Annotated in this window: 16 protein-coding genes and 2 pseudogenes; 4 read left to right on the top strand and 14 right to left on the bottom strand. The window is 36.4% G+C overall.

What is annotated here, in order from left to right:
- Positions 1-429 precede the first annotated feature (429 nt).
- Positions 430-726: an antibiotic biosynthesis monooxygenase family protein gene (locus PQ474_RS24245; RefSeq protein WP_273848151.1), complete on the bottom strand. Its 297-nt coding sequence runs from the start codon at positions 724-726 to the stop codon at positions 430-432.
- Between the two features lie 499 nt (positions 727-1,225).
- Positions 1,226-2,266, bottom strand: a complete 1,041-nt coding sequence (locus PQ474_RS24240; protein ID WP_273848150.1) for a DUF4367 domain-containing protein — start codon at positions 2,264-2,266, stop codon at positions 1,226-1,228.
- A 538-nt stretch (positions 2,267-2,804) separates the two neighbouring features.
- Between PQ474_RS24240 and PQ474_RS24235 the strand changes: the two genes are divergently transcribed.
- Positions 2,805-3,548 carry a poly-gamma-glutamate hydrolase family protein gene (locus PQ474_RS24235; protein ID WP_273848149.1) on the top strand — a complete coding sequence of 248 codons (744 nt, stop codon included), beginning with the start codon at positions 2,805-2,807 and terminating at the stop codon, positions 3,546-3,548.
- On the top strand, positions 3,520-3,699 hold the full coding sequence (locus PQ474_RS24230; protein ID WP_273848148.1) for a hypothetical protein: 180 nt from the start codon (positions 3,520-3,522) through the stop codon (positions 3,697-3,699). Before PQ474_RS24235 ends, PQ474_RS24230 begins: the two co-directional genes overlap by 29 nt.
- A gap of 433 nt (positions 3,700-4,132) precedes the next feature.
- On the opposite strand, the pseudogene PQ474_RS24225 reads toward PQ474_RS24230, so the two are convergent.
- From PQ474_RS24225 to PQ474_RS24175, 12 genes and pseudogenes are all read right to left on the bottom strand, one after another.
- A pseudogene (locus tag PQ474_RS24225) lies at positions 4,133-4,480 on the bottom strand (uridine kinase family protein); the annotation flags it as partial.
- Between the two features lie 81 nt (positions 4,481-4,561).
- The gene (locus tag PQ474_RS24220; protein ID WP_273848147.1) at positions 4,562-5,839 is read right to left on the bottom strand and encodes an MFS transporter; all 1,278 of its coding nucleotides are present in this window, start codon (positions 5,837-5,839) and stop codon (positions 4,562-4,564) included.
- Between the two features lie 15 nt (positions 5,840-5,854).
- Positions 5,855-6,346, bottom strand: a complete 492-nt coding sequence (locus tag PQ474_RS24215; RefSeq protein WP_273848146.1) for an ArsR/SmtB family transcription factor — start codon at positions 6,344-6,346, stop codon at positions 5,855-5,857.
- A gap of 570 nt (positions 6,347-6,916) precedes the next feature.
- Positions 6,917-7,177 carry a hypothetical protein gene (locus PQ474_RS24210; RefSeq protein WP_273848145.1) on the bottom strand — a complete coding sequence of 87 codons (261 nt, stop codon included), beginning with the start codon at positions 7,175-7,177 and terminating at the stop codon, positions 6,917-6,919.
- A 137-nt stretch (positions 7,178-7,314) separates the two neighbouring features.
- On the bottom strand, positions 7,315-7,641 hold the full coding sequence (locus PQ474_RS24205; RefSeq protein WP_273848144.1) for a hypothetical protein: 327 nt from the start codon (positions 7,639-7,641) through the stop codon (positions 7,315-7,317).
- An 826-nt stretch (positions 7,642-8,467) separates the two neighbouring features.
- Positions 8,468-8,704 carry a peptidylprolyl isomerase gene (locus PQ474_RS26735; RefSeq protein ID WP_390187306.1) on the bottom strand — a complete coding sequence of 79 codons (237 nt, stop codon included), beginning with the start codon at positions 8,702-8,704 and terminating at the stop codon, positions 8,468-8,470.
- The gene (locus PQ474_RS26730; protein WP_390187304.1) at positions 8,688-8,960 is read right to left on the bottom strand and encodes a peptidylprolyl isomerase; all 273 of its coding nucleotides are present in this window, start codon (positions 8,958-8,960) and stop codon (positions 8,688-8,690) included. The genes PQ474_RS26735 and PQ474_RS26730 overlap by 17 nt, the downstream gene beginning before the upstream one ends.
- A gap of 175 nt (positions 8,961-9,135) precedes the next feature.
- Complete coding sequence (locus tag PQ474_RS24195; protein ID WP_273848143.1) at positions 9,136-10,098, bottom strand: carbohydrate kinase family protein; 963 nt, start codon at positions 10,096-10,098, stop codon at positions 9,136-9,138.
- Positions 10,095-11,615, bottom strand: a complete 1,521-nt coding sequence (locus tag PQ474_RS24190; protein ID WP_273848142.1) for a glycoside hydrolase family 32 protein — start codon at positions 11,613-11,615, stop codon at positions 10,095-10,097. The genes PQ474_RS24195 and PQ474_RS24190 overlap by 4 nt, the downstream gene beginning before the upstream one ends.
- 228 nt (positions 11,616-11,843) lie before the next feature.
- Positions 11,844-12,704, bottom strand: coding sequence for a carbohydrate ABC transporter permease (locus PQ474_RS24185; protein ID WP_273848141.1), 861 nt, complete (start codon positions 12,702-12,704; stop codon positions 11,844-11,846).
- Entirely contained in the window at positions 12,705-13,592 is an 888-nt protein-coding gene (locus PQ474_RS24180) for a carbohydrate ABC transporter permease (protein ID WP_273848140.1), read from the bottom strand.
- Positions 13,593-13,741: 149 nt separating this feature from the next.
- Complete coding sequence (locus tag PQ474_RS24175; RefSeq protein ID WP_273848139.1) at positions 13,742-15,061, bottom strand: ABC transporter substrate-binding protein; 1,320 nt, start codon at positions 15,059-15,061, stop codon at positions 13,742-13,744.
- Positions 15,062-15,380: 319 nt separating this feature from the next.
- Here PQ474_RS24175 and PQ474_RS24170 point away from each other — a divergent pair, with 319 nt between their 5' ends.
- Both PQ474_RS24170 and PQ474_RS24165 read left to right on the top strand, forming a co-directional pair.
- Entirely contained in the window at positions 15,381-16,370 is a 990-nt protein-coding gene (locus tag PQ474_RS24170; RefSeq protein WP_273848138.1) for a LacI family DNA-binding transcriptional regulator, read from the top strand.
- A 249-nt stretch (positions 16,371-16,619) separates the two neighbouring features.
- Positions 16,620-16,701, top strand: a pseudogene (locus tag PQ474_RS24165) (IS6 family transposase); the annotation flags it as partial.

Here is a 16,701-nt window from a genome sequence, read left to right as displayed (position 1 = left end):
GTATTTACCTTTTTGGCTCTAAACAAGAAAAATTATAAAACTGAAAATTCAGTCATTATTTATGCAACACTAGTGAAATAATATAAATGATTATAATGAAATATGACCGTATTTGTTATAGGGTTAGCGTCATGAAAATGTGCGGATTTACACGTTAAGGACATTCCCATATTAAAAGCCCAATTCCTCAGTGTTAATAGAGAAATTGGGCTTTTTATCGTTATTTCATTAAAGTGCTGTGACTGCTAAACTAAAGTAGACAGTTTTCGCTTGATAGAACTGGTAATTATAAAAGCCATCATACTACAAAAAAGCCAGTCGAAATGTTTTTATGGCCTATAACTAAAAAGAGCGCATATCCTTGTTAAAGAAAAGCGGCCGTTTGTTAAAGATGCTCAACTTACACCAACCGTTTGTAAAGTAAAACTTTTACGAAAGATCAACTTTTTGAAAGTGTTCAACTGTCGGGAATGGGTCATAAAAATGATGGAGTTGATTTTTCCATTCTTGATATTCTTGTGATTGTCTAAATCCAACAGTATGATCTTCTAAAGTTTCCCACCTTACTAATAACAAATATTTCCCCTCAGCTTCCATACAACGTTGTAGTTCGTGGGATATATAGCCTTTCATTGTTGAAATAATTTTAGATGCCTTACGAAAAGCTTCTTCATATTCCTGTTCCATACCTTTTTTAACTTGAAGCATGACAGCTTCTAATATCATTAAAGCTACTCCTCTGTGTCCAATTATAGAATAAATATTTTCACTCTATATCTTCTTTTTATAATTAATAATCCCTTTTCAAAGAGACGCCCTTCTCTATTCAAGAAAAGCGCCCGATTGTTGAAGATCATTTATGTGCAGTAACAATAAAGTCGTTTAATTTTGAGGTGTCAAAATTTCGATCGTAAAAAAAAGATAAACCCAAAAATAATGATAACAAAGTTGTTTAAAATCGGACTGCAAAATCCTTTAGACTCAAGGATTTGTCTTTTTTTAAACAACTTTTTTGTTACTTAAAACACAGTTTTTCAAACGACTTTATTGTGAATGAAACATCTTTATTGTCATTCAACAATTTATAGTTACCTTATTGAAGATAAGCCTACGTCTTCAATAATACTTGTTTCTTTTGATTTCAATAACCACCCTAAATAGTCGACATTTTTTTAATTAATAGATTAAAAGCTGACTCATTAAGTCAGCTTTTGGGCAAGCATTGCTATTGGATGCCTTCTGCAATCTGAAGAATTTCTTCTTTTGATAGATCTTCTGTAGAAGTTAATTCAAACAGTAATTCATCTTTTTCCCAAGAAACAAATTGCATTTCATACATTTTCGTATAGGTACCTTCAACGGTTCCAATTTCTACTAATTCAGTGTTCTCTAGATTTGGAGAGATTTGTGGTTCTGATGAGATAGTAAACATTAGAAAATCCCCTTCTGAATCAGTATATTCAACCATTGCCATTCCTAAGTCCAATTCACCAATGTAGCTTGCTTGCTTAAATTCATAGCCTTCTGGAAGATATGATAGTTCAGGTACATGATAGGCCGTTGTTTCTTGGAGCTCTTCAAGGGTCAATGTTTCCTGTATTAAATCCTCCATCGTTTGGACCTTAGCACCTTCTGGAATTTCAAAATGAAATAATTCTTCATCTATTTCAATATTGTATTCAATGTGAGTGTATTCCATTTCTGATGTGAATTCATCACTGACCATTTTCATTTTTAATGGCATATACGTTTCTTCATCAACCCATACTTCATACTCGGTAGCTATTAACCATTCGTCTTCTTGGTTTTCATTTGGAGTTAGAGATAAATGAATGGTTTGTCTATTAGCAACGGTTTCTTTTCCTTTAGCTACAACATCATTGGAGTTCAACATTTCGGTTAATACGTTACGAATCATCTCCGATTCACTTGGCATATCTTCAGTCAGCTCACCTATTCCATCAAAAATCGTTACTGTATGACTGGTCTCATCATACGACCAAGACTGTTCACTATTTGATACAAAAAGTTGTCCATCCTCCATTTCTACGCGATTTTTATTAGGTTTAACATTCCATTCCTTATATGTCGTTAATTCTGAGTTTCCTGCAAATTCAACATTACTAGTCACTTCACCATAGTAACTTTTAAGATTTTCCTGAGCCTCGACCGCTTTTTCAATAATTTCATCCGATTTTTGGACTGAACAAGCAGAAGTAAAGACTACTAACGCTATTAAACTAGCCCATAGAGATAATGTTTTCATTTTTCTTTCCTCCTAGTATTTTAATTTCCATTTATAATAGTAACACCTTTTACCAAATAATTGGGATTTAAATGAAAATTGGGTATTTTGCCCACCTCCTCGAAACGGTTCATTTTGCAAATATATACTATAAGTACTGAGTTACAACGTTAAGGAAATCCCCATATAAAAAGCCCAATTTCTCAAGTATTAACATTGAGAAATTAGGCTTTTTTCATTACTCCATAAATGGGCCCTTTAATGGAATAACTAAGTAGCTTCTTTTACTTCTAGCCCTTCATTGCAACTTTAAATCAACTTTTCAAAACTTAATCACCCACTCACCCTACAATTCTACAAGGTTTAATTTCTAATTTTACAAATTACATACTCCAAAACTTGTCATAAGCCACGTTCTTATCGTAATTCTACAAAAGCACTTAATAACCCAAGAGAAAATAGCTAAAGAAATAGGTTTTATAAAATTTATTCAAATAGTAAAGAAATAGGTATGACCGATTCATTTAAACATCATATTCTAAAAAGAAAGGTGTTTAACATGAATATAATAAATAAATGGTGCACTGCACTTTTCATTTCTGTCTCTTTATTTTTTTTATCATTCAGCCCTTTATCTTATGTAAGTGAAGATTATTATGTTTCATATGAACATTTAATGAAACATGAAGTAATTAATGAAGACTATGTAATCAACTATAAACAACGTCATAGCGACATTACCGCCATCGCTATCCATGGTGGAGGAATTGAACCGGGATCATCCGAAGTGGTAAAAGGTCTAGCGAATCAGATGGACTATTCTTATTACCTCTTTGAAGGAATAAAGACAACTAATAATCAGATCTTGCATCTCAACTCTGTGAATTTTGATGAACCAATAGGCAGAAGGATGGCTCAAAATTCTGTAACCGTTTTATCAATTCATGGATATTCAGGAGAGGAGCCGATTATTTATATTGGAGGAAGGAATCAAGTATATAAAGAGATGGTACGCTTCTCTCTTCAGAACCGTGGATTTAGGGTTGAGGATGCACCTCCTCATATAGCAGGAATGCACGAAAAGAACATTGTTAATGATAATCAATTAAAAGCTGGTGTACAGTTAGAGCTGACAGCGGAATTGCGCAAATCTTTCTTTAAAAACCACGACTGGTCACAAAAAAACCGCGGCAATACAACGGATATATATGATAAGTTTATCGATGCTCTAAAGGAAGCAAGCTCTTTTTATGAGAGTGTGCTCCTCTTTAAAAATGACGATTCCGATTTTAACGGGAGTTAAAATTGTTGCGAGTGATGAAGGTGTCACGTTAACTGGTAGTGATTCTGATATTTCAATCGAAACATTTATCCCCAAGACAGAAGACGGAAAGGAAATTGTCACAGTGAAAGAAACCGGTAGTATTGTGTTACAATCCCGTTATTTTGTGTAAATTGTTAAGAAACTGCCTGGTGATGAAATTGAATTGATTGTTCATGATCAATTTGCGACAATTATCCCGGATCGAGACCATTTAAGTTAAATACGGATGAACCAGAGCGTGAGGAATATCTTCGTTTACCTGAGCTTGAAGAGAATCTAATGTTCCGCTTACCGCAATCGAAAACCTCCAGGGGTGGCGTGGAGAATACGTACAGTATATGGTAATAAATGGGGTTATACTTGTACCCCCTATTTACACATGCCTTCATGTAGCCAAAAGATCCAACACTCATACCATTCATCCGCTACCTTTCTTACAAGTGGTTTGAAATCCTGCGAATAAGTCAGTATTCGTGAGATAAGTCAATCTTACTGGAGGAGCACAAGAAGGAGCTACCGAAATGGCAACCCCTGATCTTGCGCTCGTTAGCTGAATAAGATATTTATTTAGTTCCATTAACAATGAGATCTGCTCTTTCAAAAGGTTTTTGATCTTCAACATAAATGTCTTCTGAAATCATCCAATTATTTTCCCACAAATCATGAGCTTCTTCCCCGTCTCTTTCAAGACCTCGTGAAAGCCTTGTTTCTCGTGGACAATCAACCCATATTGTAAAATCGTATTTATTTGCTAATTCCTTACGAATAGAGTAAACACCCTCTATTATGACAATCCCCCCAACAGGAACAGTGTGCCATTCTGCTAAACCAGCTGTCTCCCAATCATATCGCTGATAATATCCATCTTTGTTTTCACTAATAGGTTCAAGAACTTGATTTAATACACGTTTCCTGCCCTTTCCTTCAATAAGAAAAACAGCATCCCTTGTTGAAGGAATGCACCTGTTAGTTTAAGTGAAATAGCTCACAATCTAATTTGCTTGAGTTTTAAGTATTTGGTTAATAAACGTCTTTTCATCGATGTCCTCTATGGTAGGTAAATTTGAAGTTGTTTTATCTACAAGCCAAAAAAGACCCACGAAAAGAACAGCTATTCCACTGAAAAAAATGACGTAAAAACTTCCAATTATTACACCTAAACTACCACCCAGTAAAGATCCAAGTGGCATTGCAATACCACTTAAACTAAACGAGGCTGAGAATACCCTACCTAATAATTGTTTCGGAATCCCTTTTTGTAAACACGTATTTATTAAAATATTTGTAATGCCACCAGGTAACCATGCAATTCCATAAACTATAATCATTAACCATGTCCATGGCATAAATACAGATACTGCCCACAGTACCCCACTAATTAAAAATGCAATTGCATATACCTTTCCCATTTTAAAATGCTCTAATTTTAGATAAGGGGCTAGTAACGCTCCTGACAAGCTACCGATTGCTTGAGCCATTAATAATAAGCCATAGATTTCGGCTCCACCTTTATAGTCACTAAATTCAGGAAGAACCACAAAAGTTGCTCCGCCCACAAGATTAATAACTATCATACCAAAAAGGAGTCGAGAAAATTTTTTGCTAAGCAAAATTTTTATACCATCTTTAAGTTCATAATGGTACGTTTTCAACTGATTCTTTATTGATTTTTTCATTATACTCTCTTGTTTATTTGCTAGCTTTTTCTCTACTTTTATCATTGAAAATATTAAAGCACCCATTAAAAATAGGAAAGAATCCAATAGATAGATGGATACAGCACCAACAATAACAATTAAAACCCCCGCTACTGCATTGCACCCAACCTCAATTCCTTGGTATGCAAGTGTAAAATAAGAATTAGCTTTCGTTAGATCTTTATCTTCTACAAAGTTAGGAAGTGAAGCCATTTGTGCTGGGTATACCAACATATTAAAGGTCATTATAATTGGTGACAATATTAGAACAAGTGCAACACTAAGGAAGTCAAGATAAGAGGCTAAAGGAATAATCAATAAAAGGGCGCATTGTGTAAGTTGTGTGTTGATTAATAATGGACGAATAGATATTTTATCGATTAGTGGTCCACTCAAAAACTGTATAAGTCTAGGAAGAATAGTAAGAAAACCTGCTAATCCTGTATAAAAAGTTGATCCACCTAGATCGTACACTAGCCACATTGCTGCGACAGCATAAAGGCTATCGCCAATATTGGTTACTATTCTTCCTAAAAACATATACCTAAAATTTTTATTTGAAAATAAATTCATTCATCTCCCTCCTTTTTATATACTTTTTGGTTTTGTGGAGTTTATTTTTACACCGATACTATATTCTTGAGTCTCTTCAGTGTTATTTACGGATGTCTTTTTCACCCAATCTTCAAGAAATGATCTAAATTCTTCTTTAATTTGATCTTGTTGGTCTCGAGAAAGGTTTAATCGTATACTAAGTGCCGTTGATTCATTAGAAATAAAATCGTCTTTTAAAACAGGATCAATCGGCTCTGCCCCGTAAGAATTGAACCATTTAGATTTCGATTTATAATATTTCTCTATCACTCCACCAAATTGTTTTTCTTCCACAAGTTCAATTAGACCTCCCTCGAAAAGCTTCTTCATATGATAATGTACGTTTCCTCCAGATTTCCCCAATAAGTCAGCAACCTGCTTCGCTGTTCTAGGTTCATCCAATAACTGGCTAATAATTTTTATTCGAAGTGAATTTCCAAGTAGTTTTGCTTGTTTAACGGATACATTTAATGGTTTATCATTCATATTAAAATCTCCCTTAACTCAATCTGATTTTTTAGATCGTTAATCTGTAAAGTTAGATTATCACTTCAAATAAAAAATGTCTACATTTATTGGGATATTATTCCTTGAAAACTTGTAATTAGCATTTTATAGTAGATAAGGGAATCCCTTCTTGTATTATCCTGCTCGTTACTTTAAGTACATAATTTCACAATCTCCTTTAAAATTTAGCATAGAGATCTAATTTTCTTTAAAGGCGTTGCTCCACAATCTAGACCTTTACATAAATAAGGCACTTTCCTTGTTACAGAAAAGCGCCCTTTAATGGAATAACTACTATGGTCTCAATCTTAAAATCACTTAATGCTTCTTCAACTAACGCCCCCGTTAGCCAGCCATGAAGCGCAAAAATCAGCGCTTCACCACAGAGAATGAAAATATACTAAGTTGTCTATACTGGTTCTTAATCCAGTCAACCAATCCATAGTTCAATGTATACGGCTCTTTTTTTAAAACGAATTAGAAGGGTCTTCTTTGTTATTGTCCTTTTTATGTAATTAGAGAAGTTTATTTTCATGGTAGTTGAAGAGTCTAAAGGTTTTTTTGCCATTTATAAAATGAAATTGTAAAAGTGCTAATGAATAAAATTAAAAAGCTAATTCCTATAATCATTGGGACATATATAAAAGCATTTATTAAGCTATCTGAAGTTGACCACGAGTCAGCTCCACCAGGTCTTGAGAAATTTATTGCATTCTGCCTTCCATTCGCCCCAATTATTAAAAACAAAACACCTAATAAAAAGAAACCAGTAGGTACACCAAACAATTTTAAATATTTGTTTTGCATCATACTCTTCCTAACCTCCTTGTTACCATTATTTTCCTGTTATTTAACTCTTCTGCTTCGTTAGTACAATAGCGATAGAAACTGATGTAATTACAACCCCTGTTCTTTGCAGGAAGTTTGTGAGTTCATCCTATCCTTGCTTAATCCCGAAAAAAATCAAACAATTCTTCATAACTACTTGTTTCAAGTTCAATATGCCCTACTGCTTTGGAAACGATAATAATTGGGCTTTGCTCAAAATGTTCTGGTAGGTTATGCGAATATGAAATGCTTTTGAGGTGGGGAGAATGCAATAATTCACCAAATTGCTCCCGATATTCTTGTGGTGGGGTAAAGTTTACTATATTTTCATCGTAAACTTCTACAACATATACATTTTGATTAGAATCCTGATAAGTAGAACAACTTATTAGAAAGAGCGAGATTCCTAATATCACTATAACTCGAAAAGCTTTATATAAATTCAAACCATTTGTCACATCCTTGTAAATAATCTCTTCACATAAATTTTAACATTTTTTGAGGAACAGGTAATTGGCTTATTAAACTCTGCTGCTCGTTAGTTCAATTAGTCTTACTCAACAATCTGGCCCTTTTCATGAAGAAAGACGCTTTCCTTATTTCAGAAAAGCGCCCGATTGCGGAATATTGAAAATGCAAAAAGCTATAGAAAATAGCTCCCATCGTTGCAAATTCCCTACCCTCACTGATTCCATAGAGAGTACCGACTTCCACGAAAATAATATGCCTATTACGAGCATTGTAGTTATCCCCCAAATGGTGTACTTCTATTTTTTCGGTTTCTTGATACTTAGACAAATAGCTATTATTATTCCAAATTTGAAGATTGAAGATGGCTATGAGTGTAATCATAATTTAACTCTATTTAACTTTCTTGGTGCATTCCTTTAATCTGAAGCTATGCTTTTATTAAACAAGACCATTATAAGTGCTTAGTTAGACATTTACACAATTATACAAAGACAATCATCTATAAATTAAACAGCTACATATAATACCGTGAAAACTAAGAACCAAGTAAGGCGAAACAATATTTAATGAAGAATTAACATCTTGTGAACTGCAGTCGTTTTAGTTGTTTACACATCCTCAAAAGGATGGAAGTCAACCTTCCCCTATGATAAGAGATAAGTGTTATTAGGATTGCTGAGGTGAACAATTGCATTTTGCTCATTTGTCGAAATGAGTTAATAACTCCTTTTGTTGTAGATAAACTTTAAAAGAAAGACATGCTCACTCGAAGTGGAGCACCCTTCCCTTTCGTCATTTCACTCACTGAACAACTGGATCTGGATACTCATGCCCTTTCGTATCGACCGTCCCCGTCTTCATTTTCTGCGCTTCTGGTTTGTCGCTGAAGTCCCGTTCTGCTTTCACAATGGCGTCAACCACTTCCATCCCTTTTAACACTCGTCCAAACGAAGCGTATTTCCCATCGAGTTCCGGTGAGTCATCTACCATAATAAAAAATTGTGATCCTCCTGAATTCCGATCATTGGTGCGGGCCATCGAAAGAGCCGTCCTCCACTAAGGAAATAAAGTTAACCACAGTGTTCGGTGCGATATGTGGATAAAGTTCAGCTTCGATTTCATACCCGTTCTCCATCGTAATCGTAACTATGGGATATTCGTCTACGATAATCGGTTCCGTTGGTTCGGTTGCTTTCTCCGTTTCTTTTATTTTCGGCTGTACGGTTTCTTCCTGTTCCGGTTGCCCTCCGCAAGCCGTTACCAGCAGCATCCCTGTCAAAGTAGCAGTAGCCATTGGAGAGCGTTAGTTCAAGATTATATTATTTGGAGCGAAAAGACCGACTTGGTAAAAAGTCGGTCTTTTCGTGTAAATGATACTGTGGTTTTACTGGAGATTTTTCAGTATTTTTGATGAGGTTTCTTGACAGTTAACGTAAATCAATAACTAGTATCTACCCACATACTACTTTTTATACTTTTCCTACTTCCTCTAATGTTGGCAAAGAAGAAATCGCACCGCGCTTGGTACATACCATAGCACCGACTGCATTAGAAAAATGTATTAGTTCTGTTAAACTGTCGATATCAAATCTATTTATTTTCAAATCTTGTAACTGACTTAATTGATAAAGAGTGGCACCAACAAAGGCATCACCTGCGCCAGTTGAGTCTATTGATTTGATTTCGATACTAGGGATCATTTGTTTTTGTAGGCCATTGGAGATGAGCGTTCCATTCTTGCCCAACGTCACTGCAACTATCTTAGCACCTAATTGATGAAGGAAGTCTACCGATGCCTCTTTGCTACTTGATCCAGCAATAATCTCTAACTCCTCTTCACTCACCTTTACAAAACCAGCCTTACTAATCCCCTTTTGGGCAAGTGTTACAAACTCTTCCATTCGTCCGCCCCATAATGCCTGACGGTAATTGGGATCAAACGAAACAAATAGCCCTTCTTGAATTGAGTAATCCATTAACTGAAAGTATGTGGTTTGAAACGGGTCTTCAAGTAATGCCGTAGCTGATCCAAAATGAATAATCTTACCTTCTTTAATTCGGTCAAGATGCAAATCATTAAATTCAAGCAGCCGATCGGCTCCACGATTAAAAATAAAGTCTCGCTCGCCATCCTCTTGCAAGGATACAAAGGCAAGGGTTGTTGCTGCTTGATCCGTTTGAAATAGCATGCTCGTATCAACCTGTTCATCCTCTAACGTTTTCTTTAAAAAAGCTCCGAATGGGTCATTGCCGACCATTCCAACAAAGGCAGCCGCGCCGCCTAATCTAGAAACAGCTGCACTCACATTTGCTGGTGCGCCTCCGGCTTGCTTTTCAAAATTTGATCCATCAATAAGTGACACATTTTTGTCTAGGCAAAAGAAATCAATCAGAAGCTCGCCCACGCAAATAATTAAGTCATGCTGTTTCATACGTTCATTCCTCCAACGTTGTTAGTAGGACCTTCTACAAAAGCTTGCTTCATCTCCCATTTTTCAACAGATACAATAACAATCTCCTGATCTGCAAAAAAGGAAATGCCGTTCGCCTTCTCACTAGGGTAAATACGTCCAGTCATCACTTTTTCTCCACCTTGAGCAAAGACTTCAATAGATGAATGATCAATAAACACATGCAGCTGCAGACGGTTATCTCGTAATGAAATTGCCGCTTTACGTACACCACCTGGACCTTTGCCAGAACGGTTTCGATCGAAAAGAAGAGTTTCTTCCTCTACTTGGTAGGTTAGCAGCGTTTCTTCGTTCTCCTCTTCATTTACACGAACCTTTAATCCAAACGTAGAAGCCTCTTTCGCATCTATTGTTACCCTTAACTCGATACATTCTCCTTCAATTCCTGTTAACTGCAGTTCTTTGTCCATTTTGATATTTTCAAATGAAACTTCATTTTGGCGTAGTGCTTTAAGTTCAGGAGCCGGTTCAGATACCATTTTTCCGTTATTTAACGTTAAAATTCTTGGTAAAGTTGTGGCCCCAGCCCAGCGGAACTCTTGCTCTGGCATTTCATTTTCCCACATCGCCATCCAAGCAATCATAACTCGTTGGCCTTTATCATCAATAGTTGTCTGTGGTGCGTAAAAATCAAATCCATAGTCTAAAAGTTCGAACGGACCGTGATCAAGTACTCCTGTTTCATAATTTAGTGTACCTAAAATATAACCCGACTGATGTAGGTTGTGATATAAATCTCCTTCAGGATGAACGCCTTGCGGAGACATGATTAACACATCTTGATCGTCTAATCGGAAAAGATCTGGACATTCCCACATGAAACCAAAGTTCCCTTCTCCTTTTGCTGCTACATTTAGGAATTCCCAACTTATTAAGTCGTTAGAGCGATAGAGAAGAACTTGCCCTTTTTCATCTTTTGTCTTAGAACCGAGAATGCAGTAATAATAGTCTCCTTCTTGCCACACCTTCGGATCGCGCCAATGATATGGATGAATATCACCTTCTGGCGTCTCAGTCATTACTGGGTTTTCTTTTATTTTCTCAAACGTCAATCCATCTTCACTTACGGCCAGACACTGAACTTGTTTTAAATCAGTATCTCGATTTTCACCTGTCCACTTGTTTCCTGTGTACATTAAGTAAAGCTTTCCGTCTTTTTCAATCGCACTACCTGAAAAACAACCGTCCACATCATAATCCTCACTTGGCGCAAGTGCGATCGGCAAATGTTCCCAATGAGCCAAATCACGACTTTTAGCGTGCCCCCAAAACATCGGTCCCCACTCAGGAGAATACGGGTGATGTTGATAAAATAAATGGTACTCTCCTTTGTAAAAGCTAAAACCGTTCGGGTCGTTCATCCAATTTGCTTGCGGGGCCAAATGGTAGGCTAATCGCCAATGGTTTTTTTCAACTTCCTTTTTTATCTTTTCAACCTCACGATTTGCTTCTTCTATTTGTTGCTTGTTACTAAGCATCCACTCACTCCTATAAAACAAAATTTCTCTCTATTTTTTCATTAAATCTAGCCTTTTCATACAACTGCTTCATAAGGCCTTAAAGTGTTGCCACTAAACGGGCTATCTATATAATTACTCAACAAAACATCTCCGTACGATTCTTTAAATTAATACTAGAATTTAAGAAATTAGTAAGCACGACTAACATTTGATAAATAATGGACTTTTGCCACCATTTCTGTTCCATTATTTTATTGCCCCATCCATTACGCCTTTAATGACTTGTTTTTGTAAGAAAATGAAGAAAATAATGATCGGGATCATCGCTAACACAAGTCCAGCCATCGCCGGGCCAAAAGCAGATGTGTATTGACCAAAGAAGTAAAATGTCGATAACGGAATCGTACGGTTCCCTTCTGATACTAATACCAATGCTGGTAGTAGGAAATCATTCCAAATCCACAGTACATCTAATATAACAATCGTTACGGTAATAGGCTTTAACATCGGAAACACAACTTTCCAAAACACCTGAAACCTAGAAGCACCATCAATAATAGCTGCTTCTTCTAACTCAACAGGAATTGATTTAATAAAGCCGTGATACATAAATGTTGCTAGACCTAAGCCGAACCCTAAATAAAAGAACATCAACATCCATTTACTATTTAATAAACCTAGGTTTCCATAAATAGAAACGAACGGAATCATTAGCGCCTGAAACGGAATAATCATAGAAGCAATTAAAAGAACAAAAATCCAACCATTCACTTTCCATTTCCAGCGAACCAGGAAATAAGCAAACATGGAAGAGAAGACGATAATCAATAATACAGAAACCGTCGTAACGAGAATCGAGTTCCATAATGCTGACATAAAATTCATCGTTTGATAGGCTTCGATATAGTTATCAAATGACCATGTCGATGGTAATGCTAACGGATTACTGACAATATCTAAACGATCTTTAAATGAGTTGATTAAGACTAAGATGAACGGGAAGAAATATAAAGCAAATAAAGATAATGAAAGAACAAACAATAGAGCATTTCTTATTTTTTTCTTCCTTGCACGGGTAAGAAGTGTCTTATTAGATTGCTGACTCATTTATGATTCCACCTCCATCTTCTTCATGATCTTCACTTGGCTAATTGCGATTGCCGCAACAATCAAGAACAAAATAAACGCTTTTGCCTGACCCGAACCGTAATTTTGATACAAGAAGGCATCGTTATAAATATGCATGGCGATTAATTCCGTCGAGCGGAATGGCCCTCCGTTTGTTAACGATAAGTTGACGTCATATACTAAAAAGCTTCGTTGTAAAGTTAAGAAAAGACTAATCGTAAAAGCTGGAATCATTAATGGCACTTGAATCTTCAGCATCTTCTGCCAAGCATTCGCCCCGTCTAGATCTGCTGCTTCAAGAAGGGATTTGTTAATTCCGGCTAACCCTGCAATATAAATCAACATCATATACCCAGAACTTTGCCATACTCCCACAATGACAAGTGTCCAAAAAGCATGATTCGGATCTGCTAACCAAGATGCCTGGAAAATAGTCATTCCAGTTGCTTCACCAAAATAAACAATGACTCGTGTAAAAATAAACTGCCAAATAAATCCTAAGATGATCCCTCCAATTAAGTTAGGAGTGAAAAAGCCCATGCGGAAGAAGTTTTGACCTCTTAGACCACTCGTTACAAGTAACGCTAAACCAAAAGCGATCACGTTTGTGAATACAAGTGTAAAGGCTACATATTTAAAGGTAATGCCCATCGAATCCCAAAAACCTGGATCTGTAAAAGCAATTCTATAATTCTCAAATCCTCGAAAGTCGAGTAGTGAACCCGCAAATCCAGTCCAAGTCGTAAAAGTCATTGCAATTCCTAGTAATAATGGAAGCAACATGACCACCGAAAACGCAAATAGCGGAATAACCGCGAAAGTACCTACTACCTTAAGTTTATCTATCCATGTTTTCTCATTATACAATGTCGGTACCCCCAATCAATTTTTCTGTAAGTAAGCTTTGCTTGCCCATCGGGAAACGATTGTCATAAGACAAACCCTTTCCGACGAGCAACCGCTCTCTTAAATAATAAGGGGATAAGCGAAAAACAACTTATCCCACTTAGTAGATATTATTCTTTTACTGACTCCCAGTAGCTTTCGAATTCATTAATTAAACCTTCTCTGTCAATGTTGTCAGAAGTATACTTTTGTAAAGCTGATCCCATTGTCGGCCAACCGTCAGCTGGGTAATAAGAGTTCATCCACTCTAACGTATGATTTCCACTCATATATTCAAGAATAGATAATGAAAGTGAGTCTTGTGGCTCAACTTCGAAATTATCAAAAACAGGAATCAGGTTTAGCCCATTTACATAGTGCTCTTGACCTTGCTCAGTTGATACTAACCAGTTTAAGAATGCTTTAGCAGCTTCTTGTTGTTCTTCTGTTGATTGAGCAGCATCAACAACCCAATAAGAAGGAACACCTACTGAAATTTCGTTGTTACCAAAATCAGACGCATCATTACTAATTGGCACTGGTAAGAAACCGTATTCTCCTTCAGGATCAATTTCGTTTAATTGTGGATATGCCCAGTTCCCCATAAACCATAATCCTACTTTTCCACCAGCTAATGCTAACGGACCATCATCATATTGTGGTGCTAATGGAGAATTTTTATCTGAGTTGTGCTCTTTCATCATTTCAAATGTATTTAACCAACCTTGGAATACATCGTTTTCCTCTAGGGAAACGTTACCATCTTTTAAATCTTGCATAAATTGGTGACGCTCATCACGGTCACTTGATTGTGCAGCGAAGAACGGATTTGTAAGATGCGCGCCCAATGACCAATCCATTGGAGATACATGAATAGGGTCAACCCCTTCTAGCGCATCTAAGTTTTCAAGTAATTGTTTAAATTGGTCATGCGTTCTAACCGTTGCAGGATCAAAATCCCCACCTACAGCTTGATCAAGGACTGCCTTATTGTAAATAAAACCAAACGCTTCAACCGTTAAAGGCTGACCATATACATTGCCATCCGCAGTGATGAAATCCGTCATTCCTTCTTGAACAGAATCAATCCATGGCTCATTTGATAAATCTAGTAAATTATCTTGGAAGGATTCAAATTCTTGAGCCATCATCATAATCGTAGGAGCATTTCCAGAAGCATACAGTGATGTCATTCTTTCAAATGCATTTGAACCCGCTAAAGGAATAACCGTTACTTTTACATTGTTTTCCGCAGAGAAATCAGCAATCGCTTCGTCAAATTGCTTTGCGATCTCAGGCTTTCCTAGCAAAATAGAGATTTCTGTTGCTTTTGCTTTGCTTTTTGTAGCTTCCTCATTGCCTTCTTGCTGAGTTGAATCTGTATCTGCTCCACCACAAGCCGCCAATGTTAAAAGAGCTACTAAAACTAGTAATGACATAAGTTTTTTCATGTAACGTCCCCCTAATCAATCTATTAATTATTAAACGCTTACAAGATGTATATTACTATGTGTCATAAAACATGTCAATCGTTTTCATAGATTGATATATATATTTTTTTGCACATGTTCAAAATCGAAGATAAACACTCATTTGTTTATGAATTTATAGTATATATCATGTATTTAGTAGGATTTATATGTTTTTTATGTCACATGAGATGTGGTAAGGTTTTCACAAACCTGTTATACTACTTTCATACATTAGATACAATGAGTAAACTAATAATAAATCTGTAGATATAGGGATAATTGAGAGGGGAATCTGATCATGGCTAACATAAAAGATGTTGCCAAACACGCAGGAGTGTCTGTAACAACCGTTTCAAGGGTAATGAATAATCGTGGTTATATCGGGAAAGAAACCCGAAAGAAAGTTGAAGATGCAATGGCTGAAATGAATTACTTTCCTAACCAAATAGCTAGAGCACTTCAGAAAAGCCAATCTTATATATTAGGTGTCATTGTTCCTGATTCTAATCATCCATTCTTCTCTGAATTGATCAAGTATATTGAGATGTATGCAAATGAACAAAATTATAAAATCCTCATTTGTAATTCTTTAGACCAACCAGAAAAAGAATCTCACTATATTAGTATGCTCCGCGAGAATAGGGTAGATGGCATCATTATGTGCAGTCATACTTTAGATGTCGAGGATTACAAATCCGTAAACTTTCCGATCGTCACTTTCGATAGGATTCTCTCAGAAAGATTTCCTTATGTTGCATCTGATAATTACCGTGGTGGTGAACTAGCGACTACTCATTTGATTGAGTCTGGTTGCGAGCGGTTACTGCACATCTCTGGACCTTTAAAGCTTGACCTGTTAGCTAATAGACGAGCGGATGCCTTTAAGCTTACTTGCATGAGACATAATGTTGAACATGAGATTATTGAAGGAACAAACGATAATCTAACGTTTGAATATTTTAGCGAATTTATTCAAAGTGAAATCTCCGGCTCGCTTTCTAGTTTTGATGGAGTTTTCTGTAGTAATGATATTGTTGCTTATGCGCTCTACCTCCATGCCGTTGAGAGAGGAATTAAAGTCCCTGAACAGTTAAAGATCGTCGGCTATGATTATCACAGTTTCACAAGAATGTTACAAACTCCAAAACTAACGACCATTAAGCAACCGGTTACTAGGATTGGAAAAGTGTTAAGCTCTACGTTAATAAACCTTATAGAAACTGATGATGAAGATACGATTAACAATACAATCGTAGATGTTATTTTGATAAAAGGACATACAACCTAATACTAGAAACTTCTTTTTCACAGTCAGAATACCATTCCATTAGTGACCGTCAAAATGTTCGGGATAGCTTATCTAGCTTAACCCAATATTTTTGAACAGACTCTAGGCAATGAGCGGAACCGCTACAAGGTTTTGAGCCTCTAGGAGTGGGAGTCTCCTAGAGGCGTGTAGCGTGTGGAGCCATCGCCATCTTTTAAACACACTCTTTAAGAGAGAGGTAATAGAATCTTAATCATTCGTCTGTTAAGTATGGAGGAACGAGGTTTATCTATCGCTCATACAACCATTATGCGTTGGGTTCATCAATATGGACCTGAATTAGACGAAAGAG

The organism is Halalkalibacter alkalisediminis (genome assembly GCF_028610705.1).
Lineage (GTDB): Bacteria > Bacillota > Bacilli > Bacillales > Bacillaceae_D > Halalkalibacter > Halalkalibacter alkalisediminis.
Note: the sequence above shows the minus strand (reverse complement) of the source record. Positions and strands in the feature narration are given on the sequence as shown.